Source organism: Paenibacillus sp. GCM10012306 (genome assembly GCF_042649265.1).
Lineage (GTDB): Bacteria > Bacillota > Bacilli > Paenibacillales > Paenibacillaceae > Paenibacillus_AQ.
Window position 1 is genome coordinate 219,736 of the sequence record NZ_JBHRYW010000002.1, and the last position, 23,573, is coordinate 243,308.

The 23,573-nt window shown below is 49.8% G+C and carries 18 protein-coding genes; 10 read left to right on the top strand and 8 right to left on the bottom strand.

The genetic code is table 11. The features are described 5' to 3' along the window. Positions 1–559 precede the first annotated feature (559 nt). A complete protein-coding gene (locus ACFORK_RS04675) occupies positions 560–1,915 on the bottom strand; it encodes a PFL family protein (RefSeq protein ID WP_312876365.1) in 1,356 nt (451 codons plus the stop codon). 16 nt (positions 1,916–1,931) lie between these two features. Then, complete coding sequence (locus ACFORK_RS04680; RefSeq protein WP_175373564.1) at positions 1,932–2,201, bottom strand: ACT domain-containing protein; 270 nt, start codon at positions 2,199–2,201, stop codon at positions 1,932–1,934. A gap of 256 nt (positions 2,202–2,457) precedes the next feature. Here ACFORK_RS04680 and ACFORK_RS04685 point away from each other — a divergent pair, with 256 nt between their 5' ends. From ACFORK_RS04685 to cysI, 7 genes are all read left to right on the top strand, one after another. Continuing rightward, positions 2,458–4,089: a GGDEF domain-containing response regulator gene (locus ACFORK_RS04685; RefSeq protein ID WP_379196178.1), complete on the top strand. Its 1,632-nt coding sequence runs from the start codon at positions 2,458–2,460 to the stop codon at positions 4,087–4,089. Positions 4,090–4,138: 49 nt separating this feature from the next. Next, complete coding sequence (locus ACFORK_RS04690; protein ID WP_379196180.1) at positions 4,139–4,501, top strand: response regulator; 363 nt, start codon at positions 4,139–4,141, stop codon at positions 4,499–4,501. Further along, positions 4,498–7,776 carry an ATP-binding protein gene (locus tag ACFORK_RS04695; RefSeq protein ID WP_379196182.1) on the top strand — a complete coding sequence of 1,093 codons (3,279 nt, stop codon included), beginning with the start codon at positions 4,498–4,500 and terminating at the stop codon, positions 7,774–7,776. The genes ACFORK_RS04690 and ACFORK_RS04695 overlap by 4 nt, the downstream gene beginning before the upstream one ends. A 243-nt stretch (positions 7,777–8,019) precedes the next feature. Beyond that, positions 8,020–8,469 (top strand): signal peptidase II, encoded by a 450-nt coding sequence (gene lspA, locus ACFORK_RS04700; RefSeq protein WP_379196185.1) that lies wholly within the window; start codon positions 8,020–8,022, stop codon positions 8,467–8,469. A gap of 163 nt (positions 8,470–8,632) precedes the next feature. Beyond that, positions 8,633–9,529 (top strand): SDR family oxidoreductase, encoded by an 897-nt coding sequence (locus tag ACFORK_RS04705; protein ID WP_379196187.1) that lies wholly within the window; start codon positions 8,633–8,635, stop codon positions 9,527–9,529. Between the two features lie 356 nt (positions 9,530–9,885). After that, on the top strand, positions 9,886–11,733 hold the full coding sequence (locus ACFORK_RS04710) for an assimilatory sulfite reductase (NADPH) flavoprotein subunit (protein WP_379197094.1): 1,848 nt from the start codon (positions 9,886–9,888) through the stop codon (positions 11,731–11,733). A 53-nt stretch (positions 11,734–11,786) separates the two neighbouring features. Next, complete coding sequence (cysI, locus tag ACFORK_RS04715; protein WP_379196189.1) at positions 11,787–13,514, top strand: assimilatory sulfite reductase (NADPH) hemoprotein subunit; 1,728 nt, start codon at positions 11,787–11,789, stop codon at positions 13,512–13,514. A 94-nt stretch (positions 13,515–13,608) separates the two neighbouring features. Here cysI and ACFORK_RS04720 read toward each other — a convergent pair whose 3' ends face one another. Further along, positions 13,609–14,718, bottom strand: a complete 1,110-nt coding sequence (locus ACFORK_RS04720; protein WP_379196191.1) for a glycosyltransferase — start codon at positions 14,716–14,718, stop codon at positions 13,609–13,611. Positions 14,719–14,915: 197 nt separating this feature from the next. Further along, entirely contained in the window at positions 14,916–17,126 is a 2,211-nt protein-coding gene (locus tag ACFORK_RS29090; protein ID WP_483874835.1) for an exosporium glycoprotein BclB-related protein, read from the bottom strand. Positions 17,127–17,358: 232 nt separating this feature from the next. On the opposite strand from ACFORK_RS29090, the gene map reads away from it, so the two are divergent. Then, positions 17,359–18,105 (top strand): type I methionyl aminopeptidase, encoded by a 747-nt coding sequence (map, locus tag ACFORK_RS04735; protein WP_379196193.1) that lies wholly within the window; start codon positions 17,359–17,361, stop codon positions 18,103–18,105. Between the two features lie 69 nt (positions 18,106–18,174). Here the strand turns inward: map and ACFORK_RS04740 are convergent, their stop codons facing one another. From ACFORK_RS04740 to ACFORK_RS04755, 4 genes are all read right to left on the bottom strand, one after another. Continuing rightward, a complete protein-coding gene (locus ACFORK_RS04740; RefSeq protein ID WP_379196195.1) occupies positions 18,175–18,579 on the bottom strand; it encodes a CBS domain-containing protein in 405 nt (134 codons plus the stop codon). A 179-nt stretch (positions 18,580–18,758) separates the two neighbouring features. Beyond that, positions 18,759–19,940, bottom strand: a complete 1,182-nt coding sequence (locus ACFORK_RS04745) for an oxalate decarboxylase family bicupin (protein WP_379196197.1) — start codon at positions 19,938–19,940, stop codon at positions 18,759–18,761. A 137-nt stretch (positions 19,941–20,077) separates the two neighbouring features. Beyond that, a complete protein-coding gene (locus ACFORK_RS04750) occupies positions 20,078–20,269 on the bottom strand; it encodes a hypothetical protein (protein WP_379196199.1) in 192 nt (63 codons plus the stop codon). A 151-nt stretch (positions 20,270–20,420) separates the two neighbouring features. Next, the gene (locus tag ACFORK_RS04755) at positions 20,421–21,164 is read right to left on the bottom strand and encodes a hypothetical protein (protein WP_379196201.1); all 744 of its coding nucleotides are present in this window, start codon (positions 21,162–21,164) and stop codon (positions 20,421–20,423) included. Between the two features lie 162 nt (positions 21,165–21,326). Here ACFORK_RS04755 and ACFORK_RS04760 point away from each other — a divergent pair, with 162 nt between their 5' ends. Together ACFORK_RS04760 and ACFORK_RS04765 are read left to right on the top strand one after the other, a co-directional pair. Further along, positions 21,327–22,043 (top strand): response regulator transcription factor, encoded by a 717-nt coding sequence (locus tag ACFORK_RS04760; RefSeq protein WP_379196203.1) that lies wholly within the window; start codon positions 21,327–21,329, stop codon positions 22,041–22,043. A 1-nt stretch (position 22,044) separates the two neighbouring features. Next, positions 22,045–23,508: a sensor histidine kinase gene (locus ACFORK_RS04765; protein ID WP_379196205.1), complete on the top strand. Its 1,464-nt coding sequence runs from the start codon at positions 22,045–22,047 to the stop codon at positions 23,506–23,508. Positions 23,509–23,573: the final 65 nt, after the last annotated feature.

Sequence of the window (23,573 nt, forward strand, 5' to 3'; positions counted from 1 at the left end):
GATCGAAGAGAGAGGATGTCCCAAAAGTCATGAGATGGATGCTTGAGATAGAGGATAAACTTTTGTTTGAATAGAGAGGATTACGTTTGAGATCGGCTAGTTTCTCTCGTGCCTATATTGATGAGCAGGCTACAATGGAACAAAAATGCCAAACAGCGCTTCTCAATAACGGGAGAAATCGCTGCTTGGCTGGCTTAGATATTGACTAATTGGCTAAGTTTTACGTTTTCTAATTTAATGAAGTAAGGCTGTCATGTTAGTGAAGATCACTGTCGCGTAAAATCACTGTCGCGTAAAATCACTGTCGCGTAAAATCACTGTTGCGATAGTAGACTCATAAGGCAGGTCCTTAGTGTGTTAGAAATCCTGCCTTACTGTTGCAGCCTATGCTGCCCCAGCTAGCGCTACCCTCGGATAGCGCTGCCACTGACAGCACCTGTGCCATCTGACAGCCGTGCTCTGCTAGTGCTACCTTGATAGCACCTGCCCCAGCTAATACTGTCTCTTACAGTACTGCCTTTGCTAGAGCAGCCAATGCTGCCTCTAGCACAGCATAACTCTAGTTCTTAAAGCTGTGAATCGGCGCCGGAATGCGTCCGCCGCGGTTCACAAAGCCCGCACAGTTAAACGAATTGACGGCCATCACGGGCGCATAGCCTAGCAGGCCGCCGAATTCGACCATTTCCCCAACATCCTTGCCGATGACAGGGATGACGCGCACGGCTGTGGTCTTGTTGTTGACCATGCCGATGGCTGCTTCGTCGGCAATGATTCCCGAAAGTGTCTCTTTAGAAGTGCTGCCGGGAATAGCAATCATATCCAGACCTACTGAGCAGACGCAGGTCATGGCTTCCAGCTTCTCCAGCGTCAGTGCACCGCGCTGAACAGCCTGAATCATGCCATGGTCCTCACTGACCGGGATGAATGCACCGCTGAGTCCGCCGACGTAGGAGGAGGCCATGACGCCACCTTTTTTAACATTGTCATTCAAGATTGCCAGGGCTGCGGTTGTTCCCGGTGCGCCAGCTTCTTCTAGTCCCATCACCTGGAAGATCTCAGCAATGGAATCTCCGATGAGCGGTGTAGGCGCAAGGGAGAGGTCGATAATACCGAATGGAACGCCCATCCGCTTGGAAGCTTCCTGGGCAACAAGCTGTCCCACGCGTGTGACCTTGAAGGCCGTCCGTTTGATGGTCTCGCACAGGGTTTCAAAATCCTGGCCTTTGACCTCTTCCAGCGCTCGCTTAATGACACCAGGCCCACTAACGCCTACATTAATAACGCATTCGCGCTCGCCGACCCCGTGAAAAGCGCCAGCCATGAAGGGGTTGTCCTCCACAGCGTTGCAGAAGACAACCAGCTTCGCACAGCCGATAGAGTCTCTGTCTTTGGTGCGCTCGGCGGTCTGAAGGATGATGTCACCCATCAACTTCACAGCATCCATGTTGATGCCGCTGCGGGACGAGCCGACATTCACAGAAGAGCAGACACGCTCAGTGACGGCCAGCGCTTCAGGGATGCTGTCGATCAGGATGCGGTCGCCTTTGGTACAGCCCTTCTGCACCAGCGCAGAGAAACCGCCGATGAAGTTTACGCCAACTTCCTTAGCGGCCCGGTCGAGAGCCTCAGCTACCGGTACGTAGGTATCAGTGTGAACCGAGCCTGCGGCAATGGCAATCGGGGTTACCGAGATCCGTTTGTTGACGATAGGGACTCCAAATTGCTTTTCCAAATCCTCACCGGTCTTGACGAGCTTCTCGGCAGAGCGGGTGATTTTGTCATATACGTTCTGGTTAAAGGTCTTCAGATCACTATGCGCGCAGTCCATCAGGCTGATTCCCATGGTGATGGTACGAACATCAAGATTCATCTCGCGGATCATTTTATTCGTTTCCTGTACTTCAACAAGTGAGATCATGAGCTTACTCCTCCTAAATTCGATGCATAATATTGAAGATATCTTCGTGCTGAAGCTTGATTTCAACGCCAATTTCGGTGCCGATCAGCTGCAGCTCTTCTACAATTACCTCAAAGCTTTTGGTAGCTCCGGTAAGTTCGACGATCATCATCATGTTGAAATAGTCCTGAACAATGGTTTGCGAAATGTCCAGAATATTCAAATTGTGTTCAGCAAGATAGGTACATACTTTGGCAATAATCCCAACTTTGTCTTTCCCCAATACCGTAATAATCCCCTTCAATCGAAACAGCCTCCCCTTATATGTGTGTGTCCTTCCGCCACTGGGGCGGAAATAATCATTTCAACCATTATGGCAAATGATGTTACAAGCTTCAACCAAAGGTTTTTTGTCAGGTTGATCAACTTTTTAATACCGACGCATTCTTCACAAAGGATATTAATTGACAATGCATTAAAAATATGATGAACTGGAGTTTTGACAGACTCAAAATTTGGTAACAATATGATGCGATATGTCCGTATTTAAAGGAGTTGCTATGACAACACGTAAATATAAAGATTTGGTTGAGCAGAGAACCAGACAGACTCTGGAGGAATGGTCGAAACAGCCTTCAGTGGAGGAAAAAGATATCCATCGGTTCCTGCATAACCTGAAAGGAACAGCCGGAACAGTAGGACTCAAGGAGATTGAGGAGCTGGCTGAGCAAACGCTGCCATTGTTTGGGGATGATAGCGTAAGAGAGTGGTCGTCACTCGAATGGGGCCGTCATTTGTATCCGCTGCTAACTTTGCTTAACGACAGCTCTACTTCCACGATGAAGACCGCGGGTCCCTCTGAAGAGGGAAAGACAGAGGATGCCCGGCCACAGTATGAGATCCTGATTATTGATGATGATGTGCAGCTTGTAGCCTACCTTAAAGAGTCGCTGGAGCGAAATCCTTACTATGTCAGCATTGCATTGTCTGCAGAGCGGGGCCTGAAGTTCTTTTACGAGAGCAAACCGGACATGATTCTGCTCGATATTATGCTGCCGGATCAGAGCGGGATTGAAGTGCTGAATCAGATTATTGGCAAGGCCAAAAAAGAACGGATTCCGATAATTATGATCAGCGCGGAGCACTCCAAGGAGGTACAGATGCATGCCTATTCCCTTGGTGTCATGGATTTTGTTAAAAAACCGGTTGATATTGATATCTTCCTGGCTCTGATCCAAAATCGGTTTGAGCTGAAAAGAGAGTGGCAGGAGTCGATCATTGTCGATGAGCTGACGGGTGCTTTTAACCGCAAGCATTTCAACCAGACGATGAAGCAATTACTATCGGATTACAGACGCACAAATCGGGTATTCTCGCTCGTGCTTATAGATCTTGATCATTTCAAAGCCATTAATGATACATACGGGCATTTGGCCGGGGATGAGGTTCTGCACTCATTTGCAGAATTTGTACAGGCTTCCATCCGGGTGGAGGATGTTTTCTGCCGGTACGGCGGGGAGGAATTTGCTCTTTTCCTGCCCAATACGGATGCCTCTTCCGCCAAGCTGGTGGTCGAGCGGATTCAGAGACGTTTTTCGACAAAAGAGTTCCGTACCAAAAAGCAGGTCTTTAATGTGACCTTCTCCAGTGGTGTAACGGAAGTTAAGGACGGGGAACAGCATGCCGTACAGCTGGTGGAAGAAGCCGATAAGGCGCTTTATGCCAGTAAGCATGGGGGCCGGAATCAGACAACAGTATACACTCAGCAGCTGCTCGCTACTAAATTTGACTCTGTGCTGAATGTGATCATCATAGATGACGATGCGTTGGTGCGCCGAATTGTGACCAGTGAGTTCGCGGGCTGGAAGCCCTCCAATATGGCCAAGGTCAATATCAGCAGTTATGCCAGCGGCCCCGAGTTTTTGGAATCAGACTGGTACAGCAGTGAAGAGAAGTACATTGTCCTACTGGATGGCATCATGCCAGAGCTAGACGGGATTGAGGTGTTGGAACGCATTCGCGGGAACTATCCGCAGGAGAATATTGTCGTGATTATGTTGACTGGGCGAAATAATCAGGCAGATATTGTTCACGCTTTGCAGATGGGTGCCGATGATTATGTAATAAAGCCGTTTGATATGAACGAACTGATGCTGCGTATTGAACGTCTGGCTTTCCGCTTCCTGTTCTAGGCAGGTGGCAGGCGATGACAACCAAGAAGCTAAACAAGTGGAGGTTAGGATGCAAAAAGTATTGGTGGTAGACGACGAAGAAGTATTGCGCATGTTGATTACGGACACGTTAGAGGATCTGGAGGACGTGGAGATCCATACAGCAGAGAACGGTGAGGATGCGCTAGTAAAGCTGGAAGAAGATACGTATGATCTGGTCATTCTGGATTATATGATGCCGAAGATGACAGGGATCGAGGTGCTCGGACAGCTGGATAATGAGAAGAAACAGAGTACCCCGGTTCTGATGCTGACCGCGAAGGCACAGGAAGTGGACCGCAACCGGGCGATTGAGGCAGGTGTGCGCTACTTCATGCCCAAGCCGTTCAGCCCATTAGAGCTGTTGCAAGTCGTGGAGGGGATCCTGAAGTGACCCAAAAGAACCGCTTCGGAAGCACCAGCCTGAAGAACCGATATTTTCGCATCATTGCGACTGTGTTCGCGCTGATCATCTTGTGTGGCATGGCCTTTTTCCTGTATATCAACAAAGAACAGGAGAAGCTGAACTCCAACAGGGAGACACTGCACAAGAAGACGCAGACGATCAATCAACTCGCGGATAATCTTAATGAGATCTTTCTGCGGGCCAGAGGATATATCGCGCTGAACAATGAAAATGAATTGCTGCTGCTGAATCAGGCACTCCGTGATTTTGACGGTGTGTTGAAAGACTATTCTCAGCTTACATTGTCAAAAGAAGAAGCGAAGTATCGGGATGATCTAAAGGCTTTTTACACCGAGTACAAATACAAACTCCTGCCAGGAGCGCTTAAACTGGCAGAAGAAGGCAATTATAAAGCGCTTAGAGCGAACTCGGGAGAGAGCACTACGGCTAAAGTCAATGAATTTCTTGATTACACGAAGGGATATCAACATCGTGCGGACATTGCATTGAATGAGATGGCCAAGAACTCCATTCACAAGGCTAATGAGTTTACGGTGGTTGCTTTTCTGTTCAGTACGGCGATTCTCTTATTCTTCACTCTGCTGGTTTGGCGAATTCTCAGGAATCTGATTGTACCCATCTTGAAGCTGGAAGAGGCGACTCATTCGCTGGCAGCCGGGGAACAAATTCTGCTCGGTACTATGCACCAGAAGGATGAGATTGGGCGTCTGTACAATGCATTCCTGGATATGGCGCACAGCATTCAGGATAAAGAAGAAGAATTGATGATGCAGAATGAAGAGCTGCACGCCCAGCAGGACGAGCTTCATGATCAGCAGAATAGGCTGCAGCGCTCGCTTAATGAAATTGAAAGTATGATGAAGGCATTGGATCAATCGGCAGCTGTGGGTATTCTCTCTGCAAAAGGTGTCTTTACGTATGCCAATGACAATCTGAGCAGTTATACGGGCTACCGAAACTCCGAGATTATTGGTTTTACGTACAAGCTCTTCGAGATGCCAGATATGTTGGCGCAAGACATGCAGCAAATGTATCGTAAACTGAAAAGTGGTGGTGTCTGGACCCACGAAGTCGGGCTGCAAACGAAGTCCGGTGCCACGACCTGGCTGAACCTGACTATCGTTCCTTATCTCAATAGTGAAGGCATTATCTATCAGTATATCCTGATTGCCAGCGACATCACTTCACTGAAGAGTATTCAGCAGCAGCTCGCGCTGACGCTCAAGGCAACGGAACAGACGAAGACCATGCTGGAGCTCAACAATCAGCTCAATCATGATATTTCCTATACGCTTAACAAAAATGAATTTACCGAAAAGTTCTTACAATTTATGAACCGGCTTTATTCCTTTGATTCAAGCTTCTTTTTGCTTGCCAAAGATACAATCTATGCGGCCAAAGGTATTCCTGAGGACCGAATCGAGCGTTATGTGCAAAGCCACTGCAGCGAGATGCTGCACCGTTTGCAAACAGAAAGCGCCTATGTCATTAAACGCCCGGCTACCGAAGCAGAACAGGGAATCGCGCCGAATCAGTTGTATTGTTATGATTTCTATACGAAAGTAGTCAATGCCGAGGATGAGATACTAGCCATCTTCTGCGGCAGCCGGATCGGTCTATCCTTTAGTGATGAAGAGCTGAATGAGGTCCAGGGTCTGATGAACCGGGTGTCACTGGCTATTGAGCGGTTGTTCATGTATGAAGAAATCGAGCATGCCCGGAAACTGAATCAGGACATCGTCAACAATGTGAATGAAGGGATTCAGTTCGTAGATGCCGAAGGTACAGTGCTCCATGTTAATAAAGCGTTATGTCAAATGACTGATTACAGCAGATGGACTGAAGGCGGTCATTCATCAAAAGAAGAGTGGATGTCCCATTTCATGCAGGCTGCCAACGAATCGAACGACCTCCGCGATTTCTTCCAGAATGCACTGGATGAAGAGACGACGGAATCGGCCAGTATGCGGTATTCGATCGGAACCGAGTCAGTGAAGCATATTGATGTATATGCTATACCGGTGTTCCGGCGGGATGCACGAATTGGCACCTTGTTTGTACATCGTGATATTACAAGGGAATATGAGCTGGACCTGATGAAATCGGAACTGGTCAGCACGGTCAGTCATGAGCTGAGAACACCGTTATCAAGCGTACTGGGATTCACCGAGCTATTGCTGGCCAGAACGATGAAGCCGGAGAAGCAGCTGAAATATCTGGAGACGATTCACAAGGAAGCGAAGCGATTAACTGAACTGATCAATGATTTCCTGGATCTTCAGCGTATGGAATCTGGCAAGCAGCACTATGCTACAGAATCTGCGAACCTGAGTGAGATTGTGCTGGGTGTACTGGACCAATACAAGCTAGGTTCACATAATGTGCTACTGGTAGACGAAGCATTTAATTCCGAAGTGGAAGTAGACAGAGACAAAATCATTCAGGTGCTCACGAACCTGCTGAGTAACGCCATCAAGTTCTCGCCAGACAGCAATGAGGTGAATGTTCACTTGCATAATGAGGAAGACCGAATCGTGGTCAGAATTCAGGATCATGGTCTAGGGATTCCGAAGGATCAGATCGGACACTTATTCCAGAAATTCAGAAGAGTAGACAATAGCGCTTCGAAGCGTATTGGCGGAACAGGGCTAGGCCTCGCTATCTGTAAGGAGATCATCGACAAGCAGAAGGGTGAGATCGGCATCGAATCTGTCGAGGGCAAAGGAACTACGGTCTGGTTCAGTCTCCCGAATCTCTACTCCGAGCGAAAGCAATACGAAGAAGACGGGGGCAGATGGAATCCGGACAAGGAAGCTAAGCCCAATGTCATGATCGTGGAGGATGATTACAGCCTCTCGCTGCTGTTGTCGGAGGAACTGAAGGGTAAGGGCTTCCGGGTCACCCATCACTACCATCCGCAAAAAGCGTTTGATCAGGCGCTGAAGACGCCGTTCGTAGCTATCGTAATTGATCTGATGCTTGGTGACGAACTGGATGGCTGGGATCTTATCCGTATGCTCAAGGAAGATCAGCGAACCGAGACGATCCCGCTGGTGATATCCTCGGCCCTGGATAAATCGGATAAAAACGCACTTAATAACGTTATCCAAAAATATCTTACCAAGCCGTATCCGCCTGGCGAGTTGTCGCAGACACTCGAAGAGATTGTGAAGATTAGACAGGCCAGCGGTGAAGTATTGTTTCCGGACAATACTCCGGAGAAGGAAGAAGACAAGTCCTGATGGGGCTTGTCTTTTTTTGGTGAGAAACGGATGAAGCCAAAGTTTGATGATTACAAAAGATTGTTGATTAGTAAAGGAATCTTCGCCCTAAATGGCGAGCCCTAATGATGAGTAACGGCGTTGCAATTGTGCTAAAGTAATGGACAGGCTTGTTTTTTAGGCGGGTTACGATTAGGTTTATAGATAGCACATCAGGGCAAGACCTGGTTTTTAAATTAAGGGTTAAAAGGAGGCTGGCAACCGGTGATTTTTTATTTGATATCTGCACTCGTAATTCTTGTTGATCAAGTGTCAAAATGGCTGGTGCGCACCCATATGGAGGTTGGGGAGACGATCCCGTTCTGGACCCATTTCCTGAAATTCACCTTCTATGAAAATAGTGGTGCAGCGTTCAGCTCCTTTCAGGGCTATGGTCGATACTTTGTCATCGTTGCGGCAGGCTTTGTCGCCGCTATCTTTTATTATCGTCGTAAAGGCGAGATTCGTGGTCATCTGCTGAATGCAGCTGCTGGATTTCTGGTCGGCGGGGCGATCGGTAATGCTATAGACCGTGTGCTGTTCAACAAGGTAACAGACTTTCTGGTTTTCGGCCGCAGTAACGGCATTCTTAATATTGCGGATGTAGCGATCAATGCGGGGGTTGTACTGGTTCTTTGTTATATGATTGTAGGTCAGTTGAAGCGGATTATGTGAATCAAAACGTATTTTAATATCATTAATCAGAGAAGTCTCCTGAGCCGATTTGGAATAAATCAGCGGGGGGCTTCTCTTTTTTGAATAGAGTTGACAATGTACAAACCTGTAACTATAATGATTACAAGTTAGTGATTAAACCACCACTCGGGAGGAATAGAGTATGAGTCAAACAAATGAAGCGGTATTGGTTACAGGTGCAAACGGACAGCTGGGGCAATTGGCCATCGAATGGCTACTTGAGCATCATCAGGGCCCAATTATTGTTACAAGTCGTGATCCGCAGAAGCTGTCCGGTCTTGCGGAACGTGGAGTAATTGTTCGTCAGGCGGACTTTGACCAGCCAGCGAGTCTACCCGAAGCTTTTGCCGGAGCTAAACGACTATTGCTGATCAGCACCGATGCACTTGATGTTCCCGGCCAGCGTGTGCAGCAGCATCTCAATGCTATCGAAGCAGCAGTTCAAGCGGGTGTGGAGCATCTGGTATATACCTCGCTACCTAACCCAGAATCGGGTACAGCTTGTCTTCTGGCAGGAGATCACTACGCTACGGAAGAGAAGATCAAGAGTAGCGGCTTGTCCTACACTATTCTCCGTAATCACCTCTATACCCATAGTTTGATTCCTGCGCTGCAGCAAGCGGCAGCATCCGGGCAATATGCAGCTGCTACCGGTAACGGCGCGACCGCCTATGTTACACGTGAAGACTGCGCTCATGCTGCGGCAGCTGCACTGGTATCCTCCTTCTCGGGACATCGGACGCTGGATGTATCGGGTCCAGAAGCATTGACAGGCGAAGAAATTGCTGCAATCGCCAGTGAGTTCACCGGTCAAGACATTACATTCGTTCCACTGACTACGGAGCAGCTGGTAGGCATCTATGAAGCTGCCGGACTGCCTAATGGAGCGGCACAAGTATTTGCTTCGTTCCAGACGGCTTCTTCCAAAGGCGAATATGACCAAGTCACAACGACTGTTAAAGATTTGACAGGGCAAGCACCCATTAGCTTGAAGGCGGTACTGGCAGCGAACAAAAGTACTTTTACCAGCGCTGAATAATGAACTTGTCCTAATATATAGATGAAACTAATTTAGTTTGCACGAACAAGGGTAGGCCTCAGCCTATCCTTTTTTTATTTTGGAGGTATTAACTGTTAGTTTCGTTTATCAATTTATCTAATACAACTTATTACTTATTGTAATGAAGTAGGGGAAAACGGGGTGATTTACTATGATTTCGATCGTTTTTTGGCGATTAATAGGCAATATTGCATGATTATACAAAAAATAGCGGAATTACAGTTCATTGCCCGTTTCCATTTAATGTGTTAGCCTGAATCCATGATGTGAGGATATAGGGTTGTATCAGCCCTGTATACGGAGCAAGATTTCTTGTTTAGGAGAGGTGGATATTGTTGCAATTACAAGTCACTAACAGTCCGTTTACCCCGGAGCAGGCAGAGCTACTCAATCGTCTGCTGCCAACCTTGACGCCTTCGCAGCAAGTATGGCTCAGCGGCTACCTGTCTGCTCTCCAGGCAGCAGTGCCGGCAACTGAGGTTTTGTCATCTCCGCCTGTTCTGGTCGAAGAGAGTGTTGCCCCGATCAGTCAGCAGTCCATTTCCCGAGAGGTGACAGTATTGTTCGGCTCACAGACAGGCAACTGCCAGCGGCTGGCCGGCAGCCTGTCCCGCAAGCTGGAGGAGCAGGGATTCCAGGTCACACTGTCTTCTATGAACAGCTTCAAGCCGAATGGATTAAAGAAAGTGGAGAATTTGCTGGTTCTGGTCAGCACGCATGGCGAAGGAGAGCCACCGGATAATGCCCGGGCACTTCATGAATTCCTCTATAGCAAGAGAGCACCGGGACTTGAGCATTTACGCTTCTCAGTTCTGGCGTTGGGAGACACTTCCTATGAATTTTTCTGCCAGACGGGTAAGGACTTCGACCAGCGTCTGGAGGAGCTAGGAGGACAGCGCCTGTACCCGCGTACAGATTGCGATTTGGATTATGATGAGCCGGTAGCGGAATGGATTGAAGGTGTACTGCAATCTTTTCAAGAACGTCTTCATCCCACCGCTATTGCTACGGAAGCCGTAAAGGCAGCGGACCAGGCGCCAGGGCAAGATCCATCGCAATATTCACGTAGCAATCCTTTTCAGGCTGAAATTCTTGAGAATATTAATCTGAACGGACGCGGCTCAGATCGTGAGACACGGCATCTGGAGCTGTCACTTGCCGGTTCCAATCTGCAGTTCGAGCCGGGTGACTCCCTTGGAGTCTATCCTGAGAATCATCCGCAGCTGGTTGACGAGATTATCGCAGCCTTCGGTTGGAAAGCGGAAGAGACGGTTCCTTTCAATAAAAAGGGTGACGAAGGCGCTTTGCTAGATGCGCTCAAATATCATTATGAGATAACAGTGCTGACCAAGCCGCTGCTGGAGCAGGCGGTACAGTTTTCCAGAGGCACCGGGCTTCAGGAACTTCTGTCGCCTGAACGCAAGCAGGAGCTAAAAGAATATATCCATGGGCGTGATCTGCTGGATCTGGTTCAAGACTTCGGGCCTTGGGAGGCACCAGCCCGCAGCTTTGTACCAATCCTGCGCAAGCTGCCAGCCCGTCTGTACTCCATTGCAAGCAGCTATAATGCGAATCCGGACGAGGTCCACTTCACCGTTCGTGCTGTACGTTATCAGACCCATGGCCGGGAGCGGTATGGTGTATGCTCCGTACATTGCGCAGAGCGGGTGCAGCCGGGCGATACTTTGCCGATTTACATCCAAAACAATCCCAACTTCAAGCTCCCGGCTAGTGGGGACGCTCCGATTATCATGATTGGACCGGGTACGGGCGTAGCGCCGTTCCGTTCCTTCCTGGAGGAGCGAGAGGAGCTTGGTGCTGAAGGGAAATCGTGGCTGTTCTACGGAGACCGTCACTTTGTGACGGACTTCCTGTACCAGACCGATTGGCAGCGGATGCTGAAGGACGGTGTACTGACGAAGCTGGACGTGGCATTTTCCCGTGATACAGAAGAGAAGGTATATGTTCAGCACCGATTGCTGGAGAAAAGCCACGAGCTGTATCAATGGCTGCAAGAGGGTGCACATGTCTATGTTTGCGGTGACGAGAAGCATATGGCCCATGACGTCCATACTGCACTGATCACGGTTATTCAGCAGGAAGGCGGGCTTAGCCCCGAGGATGCTGCCGCTTATCTAGAGCAGATGCAGCAGGAGCAGCGCTATCAGCGTGATGTATATTGATATACAGGGTCCAAAGAGGACACCGGGATGATCTGCGAGAGGAGATGGCAGCATTGGCGAATAAATTATCGGTAACGCCTATTGGCGGTCCGCCAAGCGATGTTGAACATATAAAGAGTGAGAGCAATTATTTACGGGGCGCCTTGGTGGAGACCCTGCAGAATCCGATAACCGGGGGCTTGCCGGAGGATGACAACCGTCTGCTGAAATTCCACGGCAGCTACATGCAGGATGACCGTGATCTGCGCAATGAACGGGAGCGGCAAAAGCTGGAGCCGGCCTATCAGTTCATGTTGCGGGTCGTAGCTCCCGGCGGGGTGGCGACACCGGCCCAATGGTTGGAATTGGACAGACTAGCCCAGTTATACGGCAATGGCACACTACGGATAACGACGAGACAGGCTTTTCAAATGCATGGAGTTCTGAAATGGAATTTGAAAAAGACGATCAAGAGCATCAACGATTCACTGATGACAACGCTGGCGGCATGTGGTGACGTGAACCGTAATGTCATGAGTAACCCTAATCCCTATCAGTCGGATGTACACGGTGAGGTCTATGAATGGGCAAGACGAATCAGCGATCATCTGTCTCCGCGCACACCGGCGTATCATGAGATCTGGCTGGACGGGGAAAAGGTTGTGGACAGCCTCGCAGACCAACCGGAGGTAGAACCGATCTACGGTCCGGTTTACTTGCCGCGTAAATTCAAGATTGGCCTGGCCGTACCGCCTTCTAACGATGTAGATGTATTCTCGCAGGACCTGGGATTCATCGCTATTATTGAAGATAATAAGCTGGTTGGTTTCAATGTCACTGTGGGCGGCGGGATGGGAATGACCCATGGCGATACTAGCACTTATCCGCAGCTTGGCCGGGTTATCGGCTTCTGCAAGCCGGAGCAGATGATTGATGTCGCTGAGAAGACGGTGACGATTCAGCGTGACTATGGTAACCGCTCCGTACGTAAGAACGCCCGTTTCAAATACACCATCGACCGTCACGGCATCGAATGGTTCACAGAAGAGCTGCATGATCGGCTGGGTTGGCAGCTGGAGGGGGCACGCGATTTTAACTTTGAGCATAACGGCGATCGTTACGGTTGGATAAAAGGTAATAATGGCCGCTGGAACCTGACACTCTACGTGCAGAGCGGACGGATTCATGATCAGGAAGGCTATGAGCTGATGACTGGCCTCCGGGAAATTGCCAAGATCCATACCGGAGATTTCCGGCTGACCCCGAATCAGAATTTGACTATTGCCAACATCACTACAGCGAAGAAACGCAAGATTATGGAGTTGGTTCAGCAATACGGGCTGACCGATGGTGCCCATCATTCGGCACTGCGGAGAAGCTCTCTGTCTTGTGTGGCCCTCCCGACTTGTGGTCTGGCGATGGCGGAAGCCGAGCGTTATCTGCCGCTGCTGCTCGATAAGCTGGAGCTGGTGATTGACGAGGCAGGTCTGCGTGACAAGGAAATTGTTATTCGGATGACTGGTTGCCCGAATGGCTGTGCCCGTCCGGCACTGGGTGAAATTTCGTTCATCGGCAAATCACCGGGCAAATACAATATGTACCTGGGCGCAGGCTTCACTGGCGATCGGCTGAACAAGATTTACCGGGAAAATATCGGCGAGGATGAGATTCTTTCGCTTCTTACGCCGATGCTTCACCGTTATGCCAAAGAACGTCATACGGGCGAGCACTTTGGCGACTTTGTCATCCGCGCCGGATATGTCAAGGCGGTAACGTCAGGGCTTAATTTTCATAGCGTATAGAAAGATAGAATAGACAGTGGAATTAACAAAGCTCCGGGCAATGTGCCGGAGCTTTGTTTTTTAACGACCGCTTATATTTTGATGAGAGCAGAATTCAGACGACCAGTTGGGCTAACGCTTCTTGGGCCAGCGTGTAGTTCGGATAGAGCTTTAACGCTTCTTCATAAGCTTCAGCAGCGAGTTTAGGCTCTTCCAATTGTTCCAGACATTTGCCTTTGTAATACCAGGCGTGAAAGCTGCCAGAACCTTTTAAAATCAAGTGACTGATATTGTCTTCTCCCATGAGAATGCATTGCTCGAATAGTTCTATAGCCGATGAGTATTCTTTACTTTTGAACAAGGCGACTCCTTTATAGAAATGCAAATTGATATAGTCTGGGTACAGCTTAATGGCTTTATCAATGCCTGTTGGAACGTTCTCCAGACTATCCACAATAATCAGGCAAGAGTATTTCAGATTGTATAGCAAGGAAGGCGGTAATTTACCGCTATTCAAAAAACGGGCGATGGACAAATTCACAAAATTATAGGCTTGCTCATATTGACCAGTCCGATAATATTCACTGGCTAGATGGTATTCCGTCCAGGGATTGCTGTTCTCGCTATTCCATTCCTGAAGCAGAAGCGTTAGATTCCGCTCATTTTTTTGTTTGGCTGTGACATAGGGCTGAAGGTAGCCATAGTGGTAGATGAACAGGTCTTCGATTTGCTCGATGCTGCGGGGGGCTTTTTCCCCAATCAATATCTCTTCGACATTTAGCGTTTCATGAATAGGGTATATAAAACGCAGTCCGATTTTGTTGCGAAATAACCGGGTATGTGCAATATGAAATGTCTCATTGGGGTCAGGAGTTTCACCTATATAATTTACTAAGTGAACATTAAACAACGGCACGTCTGCCACCGTCAACCGTTCCTTCCAATTTCCAGCGGCAGATACATCCAGTACCTCGTCTGCATCCATCCATAGAATCCAATCGCCGGTCGCTTGCTCCAGACTATAATTACGGGCTTCTGCAAAATGATTATTCCATTCATAACTGTAAACCTGTGCTCCAGCACTCTGACAGAGCTGTATCGTCTGATCTGTCGAACCTGTATCGACGACAATCATTTCATCCACGAACGGCCTCACGCTTGCCAGACAGCGTTCGATGCTCTTTTCTTCATTTTTAACAATCATGCAAAGCGATACGGTAGTCATTTTAGCATCTCCTTTGAGGGTTTTACAGAGTAAAGAGTATTATTGTAATTTCTATACTGTAGATGCTTAAATATGAGTTTTTTTTGAAAATTACTATGTAAAAAAAACAAAACAGAGCTGGCTCACGGATCTATTGAGATCTTTGAACCAGCTCTATTGTTAAAGGATCATTGGAAGATCCTAATATTATAAATGTATCAGCTGATGGTGACACCTGCCCTAGCATATCCACCAATGGTGTTCAACAGGCTTAGACCGGAAGCAGTTGAGGAGAAGACCATGAGCAGGCTATCCTGGGCTGCAACAGCTATAGATAAACCGGATGATAACCCGTTACTAATCTGACCAGTAGGGACAATTCCTGTGAGTGCAGGGGCTAAAGTTACACTAGCTCCAGGAATCGGTATAAAGGAATTATTGGGGGTAGCTGACCTATATAATTGAGCTGTAATTGTAATCGATGAGCCGACAAGTGAAAGTCCGGACGTTGTGCTAAAGAAGGCGGCTATGCTCGTAATTGTGCCGGGCCGGGAGCATTGAAACGCAAAGTTAAGCAGAGTGCCTGAAGAACCGGTCAAATCGATGCTCCCACCTGCAGCGCTGACACCTGTTACAGAGCTACCAAAGCCTACAAGGCTTGTTGAGCCGATTAACCCGCCAGCAATAGTTGTCATAGAGATTGGTGTACCCGATGCGTACGGAATGATCGCCCCGGGACCCGTGGCGCCGGTGGAACCCGTGGCGCCGGTAGAGCCTGTGGCGCCGGTAGAGCCTGTGGCGCCGGTGGAACCCGTGGCGCCGGTGGAACCCGTGGCGCCAGTAGAGCCTGTGGCGCCGGTGGAACCCGTGGCGCCAGTAGAGCCTGTGGCGCCAGTCGAGCCCGTGGCGCCGGTGGAACCTGTGGCGCCGGTGGAACCTGTGGCGCCAGTGGAACCCGTGGCGCCAGTGGAACCTGTGGCGCCGGTGGAACCTGTGGCGCCAGTGGAGCCTGTGGCGCCAGTGGAGCCCGTGGCGCCGGTGGAACCCGTGGCGCCAGTGGAACCTGTGGCGCCGGTGGAACCTGTGGCGCCGGTGGAACCCGTGGCGCCAGTGGAACCCGTGGCGCCGGTAGAGCCCGTAGTACCCGTGGCGCCCGTAGCCCCTGTCGCTCCAGTAGCCCCTGTCACACCAGTGGCACCGGTAGCGCCTGTCTCTCCCGTAGCGCCCGTGGCGCCAGTAGAGCCCGTGGCGCCAGTAGAGCCCGTGGCGCCAGTAGAGCCCGTGGCGCCAGTAGAGCCCGTGGCGCCAGTAGAGCCCGTGGCGCCAGTAGAGCCTGTGGCGCCGGTAGCACCAGTGACGCCAGTAGCGCCCGTCGCCCCCGTAGCGCCAGTTGCGCCTGTCGCACCAGTGGCGCCTGTGGAACCCGTAGCGCCCGTAGCGCCCGTAGAGCCAGTAGAGCCAGTAGAGCCCGTGGCGCCGGTGGAACCCGTGGCACCAGTAGAGCCCGTGGCGCCGGTAGAGCCTGTGGCGCCGGTGGAACCCGTGGCGCCAGTAGAGCCTGTGGCGCCAGTGGAACCCGTGGCGCCAGTCAAGCCTGTGGCGCCAGTGGAACCCGTGGCGCCGGTAGAGCCTGTGGCGCCGGTGGAACCCGTGGCGCCAGTGGAACCTGTGGCGCCGGTAGAGCCTGTGGCGCCAGTGGAGCCCGTGGCGCCAGTGGAACCCGTGGCGCCAGTCAAGCCTGTGGCGCCGGTAGAGCCCGTGGCGCCAGTGGAACCCGTGGCGCCAGTAGAGCCTGTGGCGCCGGTGGAACCCGTGGCGCCAGTAGCGCCGGTGGAACCCGTGGCGCCAGTAGCGCCGGTGGAACCCGTGACGCCAGTGGAACCCGTGGCGCCAGTGAAGCCCGTAGCGCCAGTAGCTCCCGTAGCGCCGGTAGCCCCCGTCGCACCAGTGGCGCCGGTAGCCCCCGTCGCACCAGTGGCGCCAGTAGCGCCTGTCTCTCCCGTAGCGCCCGCAGCGCCATTAGCACCAGTGGCACCTGTCGCACCAGTAGCCCCAATAGCCCCCGTAACCCCAGTAGGCCCAATCGGTCCACCAGCTGGGCCCGTAGGGCCGGTCGGTCCAGTTGGACCAACTAAAGAAGGGGCCGCCAAGATGCACTTCATTTTAAACACGAGGAGAATCTCTTTCTTAATGATTTCCTGCATAGTATTTTGAACACTGTCATTAATAGCAATCAGTTCGCTTATAGAGGGCGGATTAGTCAGCCCTGGTAGTGTTCCAAGGGCATATTGAATTTTTTCCGCTTCGGCATTAATGAGATGGCCTAATCCTAATTCTTCAATCGCTATCGATGATAGTAATAGGTTAAGCGCTTCATCTCTGGTAATGAGGACGGTAGGCGTAAGGTTGGGAATATCTTCTAGAGGCAAGAGAAACATCCCTTTACTTTTGGATTTTAATATCTTATGTGTTAATCCAAAGAAAGTTCCTCGAATCCTCGTAACATCCCGTTATTTCCGCTTTTAAATAGAAGCTGTTTTACATGTAATCATAAAAAATTTGGATTTCTTCCGTTTTTCTTTCATAATATAAGGGGAGTACTAACCATACCAAGAGCCATTATGATCAGTAATGAGTTCTGTACAAAAAAGAGGCGAATATATGATTATCATCAAAACGATGGAAGAGATCGAGAAGATGCGGGCTGCCGGCAAGATTCTTGCCGAATGCCATCGGCAGATTGCGCAAATTATTAAGCCCGGTATTACTACCTGGGAGATTGATGAGTTTGCAGAAAAGTTTATCCTGTCCCAAGGAGCAACGCCTGAACAAAAAGGCTACCATGGTTATCCTTATGCGACCTGTGCATCGGTCAACGATGTGATTTGCCACGGTTTTCCTAAGAAAGAGCCTTTGAAGGAAGGCGATATTGTGACAATCGATATGGTGGTGAACCTGAACGGCTGGCTAGCTGATTCGGCTTGGTCTTACGCAGTGGGAACCATCAGCGATGAAGCGCAAAAGTTACTGGATACCACGAAGGAATCGCTGTTCCGCGGCATTGAGCAGGCGGTGGCAGGCAATCGGATCGGGGACGTAGCACATGCGATCCAGACTTTTGCTGAAACCAGCGGCTATTCGGTGGTGCGCGACTTTATTGGTCATGGAATCGGTTCGGAGATGCACGAAGCCCCAGAGGTGCCGCATTACGGTCCCGCAGGGAAGGGGCCTCGCCTCAAAGAAGGTATGGTATTTACCATTGAACCTATGTTGAATACCGGAAGCTACCGTACGAAGGTGGATGCAGATGGTTGGACAGCCCGCACTATTGACGGCGGTTTGTCTGCACAATACGAGCATACCCTGGCGATCACGCCACAAGGAACGATTATTCTGACAGAACTGTAATTCCTTAACCATACAATACCCCCGGCCTACCTCACTTTAGTGTGAAGAGGGACCGGGGGTATTTGTGTTTTAATCTGTGATATTGCTTGTATAATATTCGATGATATCTTTTCGACGGATGATCCCGATGAAGACTTCGTCCTCGTCGATTACAGGAACAAAGTTCTGATCGGCAGCCAGAGTTAACATATCTTCCATTTGTGCTCTTACAAATACACTCTCGTTGTGCACATGCCTTTGGATATCGCTAATTTGCACCTCACGCATGGTTTCAAACGTTAGTCCTGGCGTTCGCTTCAGCTTCCACAACAGGTCACCCTCCGATAGAGTTCCTACATATTTCCCATCGGCATCAATTATAGGGATCGCTGTGTAATGATGCTGTTCCAATTTCTCCAGCGCTTCCAGCATGGACATTGAGGAGGTGATATAGGCAACCTGATCTTTAGGTAACAAAAAAGAGGATATTTCCATCGGTATGAACTCTCCTTTACTGTGGATTGATTGGCAGTGTCTCTTTAATTAAAACACATTTATGTATGTAAGCGCATTGATAAAATGATTAGAAATGGATATATCTCAATATTGCTGAACATAAAAACCCTTGGAAACGCCTAGTTCATTAGGATTTTCCAAGGGTTTTCGGCTGCAAATCACGGGTTTGGCCAATGCTGAGGGTATTTTACAACCGGATGTTTGACCTTTTGCAATTTGGCTATCAGATCTGGACCCACATTCAGATTGCTTTCGACAAGTTGGGGAGGTGTGAGCGCCATCCATTGATTCAGCGATACATCCTCGAACCTGTCGCTCTTGAACATCTCCAGAAACCACAGACTCTCTGCACCGGTATTCTGAATATAATGTCCAAAGGCAAAAGGTACATATCCCACGTCCCCGGCTCTGTAATCGAACGTTCGTGCTGCGCCGTTGCCTGCGAATACGGTCATCCGGCCTTGCCCAGAGAGGTAATACTGCCACTCATCATTATTGGGGTGCCAGTGCAGTTCCCGCATACCGCCCGGTTCAATCTCCACCAGTGCTGCGGCGACGGTTTTGGAGATGGGGAAATTAGAGGAATCCACGATTCGTACACTTCCCCCAGAGGTTTTGAGTGGAGGTTGTGCGAGTAACTGGTGCTTGAAAGACAAAGGGATGGGGCCATACGGTGATTCAACAGCCTGGCTGTTGAGGGGGCCTGGAACGGTATCCTGATAAATGTATACCTGTTCGTTAGGGATGGACTGAAAGTCGCTTTCCGGTACCCCAAAATTGGCCGATAATACCTCTTTGGGCGTATGCGCGAACCAGTCCGAGATTGAGAGTGTATTGAGGTCGGAGAAGCGGCCGTCGTCGAATACAAGCAGGAACTCACAGCCCGCGTCAAGACCTTGGATCGAGTGAGGAATACCAGGTGGAAAATACCACAGATCCCCTGGCCCGACATCGGCTATGAAATTTCTGCCGTTCTGGTCCACTACGGTAATTCGTGCCTGGCCCAGCAGCATATAAGCCCACTCCGCCTGCTGATGCCAGTGCAGTTCCCGGACGCCGCCCGGGGTCAGACTCATGTTCACCCCAGCGAGCGTGGTGGCGATCGGAAGCTCCCGCACGGTTACTTCACGTGACCAGCCGCCGTGGTTCAACTGTATGTGGGTATCGGAGAATGAAAACCGCAGGTTCGGAACCAGTCCATTATCGGTAACCGGGGGGACGAACATATCTGGATTCTCTAAATCCCGTAGAATATCGCGCGGACCATTGTCTACATTCCCCGCACCATCACTACGGATGGGTTGGGGAATATGTGCAGCTTTGGAGGGATGCTGATTCATGAATTCCTCTTCCTCTCTTTATGAAATGCCGAATGAATGACATACATGAGATTGTTATGAGGTTTTACGGGCTTTTATACGATTTTAGCGAAACAAAAACAAGCTCGGGCGGTGAAGGGTTGGGGGTGAAGCGATATTCAAAATCCGGACTGAGCTCTGAATCTGCCTTTTACAAGCTCGGCTTTTAAGTTTGATTTTGCGACGGCTACAACTGCGTTAACAGGTCGCTGGCTAGTGGCTTCGCTATCTATACTGAGAAGGAAGCAAAGCGCGGCTGCAGCCAGCAGCAGGAGGGAGAGCAAAATCTTTTTAATGAGGTGGAAATCCATAAAGTGGTAGCTCCTTCTGTGTATCGTGTTGGGACCAGCAGAAAGCAGACCCCTAGGAAGGGGCCTGTTGGTTCATGCACAATCGGTCATTCTATATAGTGGGGATGTCCGGGAATAGTAATGTTTTTATGCGTGGAATGTATAGTGAAATTTATTCTTGAGGTTGGGCTTTCTCCAACCCAGTGACTTTAACCTCTGCCTTATATTGCTTCAGGAGCTCGGCAAGAGCGTTCTTGATTTTGGCAGCGTCCTTAGTAGCCACAGCGTCGTTCAGATTAATCTGAGCGTTAAAAAATGCATTGTTTTCAATAGCGACTACCGGGAATGCAGCGTCGAGTTTTACAGCTTTTTCTGCCGGAACGCCTTCCAGATTACCGATAACTTTCATCTCACCGAGGTCTGTAGCCTGAGCAGGAATTGTAACGCCGGTCCATGTCCGCTTTTCCGCTTCTGAAGTTTTAGGGCTTGCCGCAGCCGTTTGGTTGCTCTTCGTAGTCTCAGACTTGGCCGGCAGCTCAATTTTTACGCCGTCCAAATTTTTAAGCGTGCCTCTCACGGCTTCGCCTTCTTTCAGAGCGGGAAGCGCAGGAATCTCAGAACCGGTCTGAGAGGAAGAGGCATCTACTAGAATAGCCATAGGCAGCACTTCTTTGTATTTTTCCAGCACAGCTTCCCATTCGCTTACTGTTTCGGGTGCGTATTTTTTGGCCAGCTCTAACGGGTTAGCCATTGTAAATGCCGCAGTAGTTGCTTTCAAAGGTTGGACGTTGCTAGTTACGTTTCTGGTGTCTTTAAGAGTTGCAGCACTGTCGGCGTTGGCGATAACCGGTACCGAGATGGCGGAGATCAGCAGGGCGGACAGGGCGACATTTTTGAATTTCAGGCTGTAGTTCATTGTTTAACACTCCTTGTGGTTTGGTTTGTCTTACAGTGTCCAATTTACAGGAGGAGTGTGGCACAATATTGGTTGAATTGTGGAAAAACAATGGCAACGCCCTTACGCTCTATCTACCTTTGGTATACTTACTAAAGAGAAAACGTACAGGAGGATCACTTCATGAACAACAACTATCTCATCGCAGTAGTCGACGATGACGAGAATATACGGACCTTAATAGAAGCATATCTACATAAGGAAAACTACCGAACGATCGGGCTCGCGAATGCTGAGGATGCCTGGACATTATATAGAATGAGTCCACCAAGTATGTGGGTAATGGACATTATGCTTCCTGGCATGGATGGCTATGAATTATGCAGACGCATCCGTAATGAGGGCGAGGTTCCAATTATCATGATTTCGGCCAAGGATAATGAAGTGGATAAAATCCTTGGTCTTGAACTGGGCAGCGACGATTATCTTGTCAAGCCTTTCAGCCCTCGCGAACTGGTCGCCCGAATCAAACGGCAGCTGGAGCGCTGGGTCCGAATATCGAACACAGAAGAACGGACAGCTCCTAGTGAAGCAGTTTCTTCACGGATCGAGATCGGCGAGCTTAGGCTGCTGCTGGAGGAGAGACGGGTGATCTGGCATGGCGAGGAAGTGGATCTTACCAGTAAGGAGTTTGCTATGCTTAAAGTCTTGGCTGAACATCCGAACCGGGCATTCACAAGGGACGAGCTGTTGACGTTCGTCTGGGGAGACGATTACTTCGGCAGCGACCGTGCAGTCGATCATCTAATTAAACGGATGCGCAAAAAAATAGAGGAATTACCGGTTGAGTCCGTATGGGGACATGGATACCGTATGCGTACAGACAGGAGTGAGATTTGAGATGAAGCTCGTTCACCAGATTAATCTTGCCTTCGGTTTATCGTTGGCCTTGATTCTTTCGATCACGGCGGTGTTGATTCATTATGTGCTGCTGGATCATTTCATCGGGGCACAGAAAGATGATCTCAAGACATTAAGCACGGCGATGTCGGCGACTTTATCCCAAGCGGGAGAGAATCTTACCCCAGCAATGATTCAGGATATGGGTACCCTGCAAAATGTGGCTGGAGTAGATGTGGACCCGAGCAAGACGATTAGTGGTACAGTCCTTGATGTCGTAAGCGCGATTCCGGTTAATTACGCTGGCGTGGAAGCCATCGTCACTGATCCTAGCGGGAAAGTGCTGTCTGGCCCAATGCCACTAAATGCAACTTCCTTGCGATCAACAGATGACTCATTCTCAGCGGTCATGCCTGCACAGCTGCAGGAGTTCAAACCTGTTACGTCCAGTCTTCAGGAACTATGGAATGGGAAAGATGGACGTTATGTGATGGATGTAAGCGCGATTCCACAGGGGACCCTAACGCTTCTGACACCAATGAGCAAGATCAAAGCAATCGAGCAGGCGCTCTTGGGACGACTTATTCTGGTAATCTTCATTGTAGGTGCGGTTTTGTTCCTGCTCAGTTTGTTCATTACGAAAAAGCTAATCCAGCCGCTAATGAATTTGAAGCAGGAATTGAAGAAGGTCAAGGAGCGGCATTTTACCGATGTACAGCTGGTCAGAGCCGGAGGTGAGATAGGTGCTGTGGCGCAGACCGTATATGAAATGGCCGGAGAGCTGAATCGGTTCAACCAGGTACAGAAGCAGTTTTTCCAGAATGCATCCCATGAGCTGAAAACGCCTCTGATGTCCATCGCGGGGTATGCGGAGGGTATCCGGGATGGTGTGTTTGAAGGTGAGAGTGTCCGCACAGGCCTGGATGTAATTCTGGAGGAGAGCGGCAGATTGGGGAAAATCGTAACGGAAATGACGCTGCTAGCCAAATTAGACAGCGAAGAGGATATCTTCAAGCCTTCCGAGGTGAGCCTGAATGAGCTATTGTCAGAGATGGCCGAGCGTGTCAACCCGCTGCTGGTGAAGAAAGAGCTGATGCTCAACATTGACTGTCCGGATAACAAAGCGCTGGTCATCATGGCCGACCGTGATAAGCTGCTGCAAGCTTTGCTCAATATCGTAACGAATGCTGCTAGATATGCGAAGGCGTACATTCATATCACAGGACGTGTTGAAAAAGGAAAAGTGGAGTTGACCGTCACTGATGATGGCCCTGGCTTCCCGCAGGAACTGCTCCCAACACTGTTCCACCGGTTCGTTAAGGGTAAAGATGGCGAGTCGGGTCTTGGCCTTGCCATTGCCCGCGCGATTGTGGAGCGCTGTGGCGGCCTGATACAGGCTAGTAACCGCCAGGAGGGCGGCGCGGTGATCACATTTGGCTTTCCGGCGGCTGGTAGTGCCACGTGAAGAGAGAATACAACTAACGTGGACATAGATAAAGGTCCGGTTTCCTTGGATAGGGCTAAGGATCG